The 2,437-nt window shown below is 68.6% G+C and carries 3 protein-coding genes; 1 reads left to right on the forward strand and 2 read right to left on the reverse strand.

Features of this window, described 5'->3' with window-relative positions:
- Positions 1 to 139 precede the first annotated feature (139 nt).
- Both A5707_RS06480 and A5707_RS24370 read right to left on the reverse strand, forming a co-directional pair.
- On the reverse strand, positions 140 to 1,363 hold the full coding sequence (locus tag A5707_RS06480) for a GAF domain-containing sensor histidine kinase (RefSeq protein WP_156657628.1): 1,224 nt from the start codon (positions 1,361 to 1,363) through the stop codon (positions 140 to 142).
- Positions 1,360 to 2,181 carry a LuxR C-terminal-related transcriptional regulator gene (locus A5707_RS24370; protein WP_065013695.1) on the reverse strand — a complete coding sequence of 274 codons (822 nt, stop codon included), beginning with the start codon at positions 2,179 to 2,181 and terminating at the stop codon, positions 1,360 to 1,362. Before A5707_RS24370 ends, A5707_RS06480 begins: the two co-directional genes overlap by 4 nt.
- A 47-nt stretch (positions 2,182 to 2,228) precedes the next feature.
- Here A5707_RS24370 and A5707_RS06490 point away from each other — a divergent pair, with 47 nt between their 5' ends.
- Complete coding sequence (locus A5707_RS06490) at positions 2,229 to 2,426, forward strand: hypothetical protein (RefSeq protein ID WP_232000645.1); 198 nt, start codon at positions 2,229 to 2,231, stop codon at positions 2,424 to 2,426.
- The last annotated feature ends 11 nt before the right edge of the window (positions 2,427 to 2,437 follow it).

The following is a 2,437-nucleotide window of genomic DNA, read 5'->3' on the forward strand; positions in this document are numbered from 1 at the left end:
TCCGGAACCAACCACCGCGAAGCGGCCCTGTCACGCCGACACACCGCAACGCAGCACCATCACCCTGACACTGAGCGTAATCCCGGGTTTCAATGCGGCGTGTCGACCGGGGACACGCACACTCGCGCCGGAAAGGGGGTCACGCGAGAAAAGGGGACGGCAGCGGAATCGTCGCGGTGACCGCTGTCCCGGCGCCGGGCCGCGACCGGATGTTCAACCGCCCGCCGACCAGCTCGGTCCGCTCGGACATCGACAGCACCCCGTAGCCGCCCATCTCGTCGCCGCCCAGCGGATTCTCGAAAGTGTCGAAACCCACGCCGTTGTCGACGATTTCCAGCCGGGCGACATCGTCGTCCACCGCGAAGCGCACCCGGGCCATCGTGGCGTTGGCGTGTTTGACGATGTTTTGCAGGCCTTCCTGGGCGATGCGGTACAGCGCGAGCTCGATGTGCTCGGGCAGCCGGATGTCGGAGAGGTCGAGCTCCAGATCCATGTGCGGCATCGACCGCGCCAGGCTGGCCAGGCCGCCGGCCAGGCCGAGATCGTCGAGCACGGGTGGACGCAGTCCGCTGATCGCCGCCCGGGCTTCCTGCAGCGTCAGCCTGACGAGTTCGCGAGCTTCCTCGAGTTGTTCGGAGGCCTCGGCCGGATCGTCGCCCAGGGCCCGCGCCGCGGCGTCCAGCCGGTAGGACAGCGTGATCACCCGCTGCGAGATCCCGTCGTGGATGTCACCGGCCAGTCGGCGGCGCTCGATTTCCTGTGCCTCGATCACCTGCTCGACGAACAGCTCGTGGGAGCGTTCGCGGGCCACCAACCGACGATGCAAGCGGGCCTGATGCATCGCGCCGGCGATCAGTCTGCCGATGACTCGCAACAGCTCGACGTCACCGTCGCTGAATTCGCGCCGCGCCACGGTGTGCACGTTGAGCACGCCGACCAGGCCGCCGGGATCGGTTTCCATCGGCACCGACACCATCGAGGTGAAGTCGCGGCCCCGCAGCGACTGGATCGGCAGATATCGCGGGTCGGCTTCCTTGTCGTGGGTGATCACGACGGGTTCGCGGTGGCTGGCCACCCAGCCGGAAACCCCGGACCCCAACGGCAGCCGGATCTTTCCCACTTGGCCGTCGAACGGCGGTGTTGCGCCGGCCAGGGTCAGTGAGCGCTCGCTGTCGTCGAGGACGTGTACGAAGCACACGTCAGTGCCGGTGGCGGCGGTGATCATCCGCGCCGCCGCCGCGGCCAGTGGTTCCACGCCGGGCCCGCTGGAGGCCGCCTGGATGAGTTCGCGCAGCAGCGCGAGTTCACGGTCGGCGTCGACGAGGTCGCGCACCGCGTTGGACGGCCGGATACCCTCGGTCACTGGTAAATACCCTCGCGCAGTGCGGTGGCCACGGCGCCGGTCCTGTCGGTGACACCGAGCTTGCGATAGATCGCACGCAGATGGCTCTTCACGGTTTCCTCACCGATGACGAGCTTGTTGGCGATCCCCCGGTTGGACAGCCCGCTGACCATGTACGCCAGGATCTCGCTCTCCCGCTGGGTGAGACCCTGGCGGGCACCCGGCCAGAACTCGTCCCGCTGCAGCCGTGCGGCGGTGCCGGCCGCCCGGGCTGCCAGGCCTGGGTCGATCACCGTCTCGCCCTGGTGGGCCAACTCGAGCTGGTGCACCAGATCGTCACTGCTGATGCTCTTAAGCAAGTAGCCGCTGGCCAGCAGCCCGTCGTAGCCGGCCTCACCGGTGAAGATTGCCGGCAAACCGATCGCCGCGGCCGTCCGCGCGCCGGCCTCGGACCCGGCTATCACCAGCGCCTCGCCGGCCACAATGCCCAGCTCCCACAGCGCCAGCCGGTAGAGCTCGGCGTCACCGGCGGGGCCGGTCAAGTCGTCGGCGCTGATCACCGTCTCGGTCATGCCATCCCCGATCAGTTCCCGCGCCCGGTTCTGCACCCAGTCGCGTGACCCGGCGCCGACCACCGCGACCCAGATGCCAGTGACGAACAGGCTCAGCACCAGGTCGACCAGTCCGGAACGCGGCTCACCGTCGGAGTCGGCCAGAGCATCGGTATCGAAGATCACCGCTTGCAGGGGGTACACCTCGGCATCGCGTTGCACCACCTGGTCCCACCAGAACGGACGGCCGGGACTGGTCCATCGAGCGAGCTCAGTTGTGATCGGCATAACAGCAGGGTGCCCGAAAGCGGGCGCGGGAACTGATCGGGGATGGCATGACCGAGACGGTGATCAGCGCCGACGACTTGACCGGCCCCGCCGGTGACGCCGAGCTCTACCGGCTGGCGCTGTGGGAGCTGGGCATTGTGGCCGGCGAGGCGCTGGTGATAGCCGGGTCCGAGGCCGGCGCGCGGACGGCCGCGGCGATCGGTTTGCCGGCAATCTTCACCGGTGAGGCCGGCTACGACGGGTAACGGCCCAACCG

It is taken from the genome of Mycobacterium kyorinense (assembly GCF_001672775.1).
Taxonomy (GTDB): Bacteria; Actinomycetota; Actinomycetes; order Mycobacteriales; family Mycobacteriaceae; genus Mycobacterium; species Mycobacterium kyorinense_A.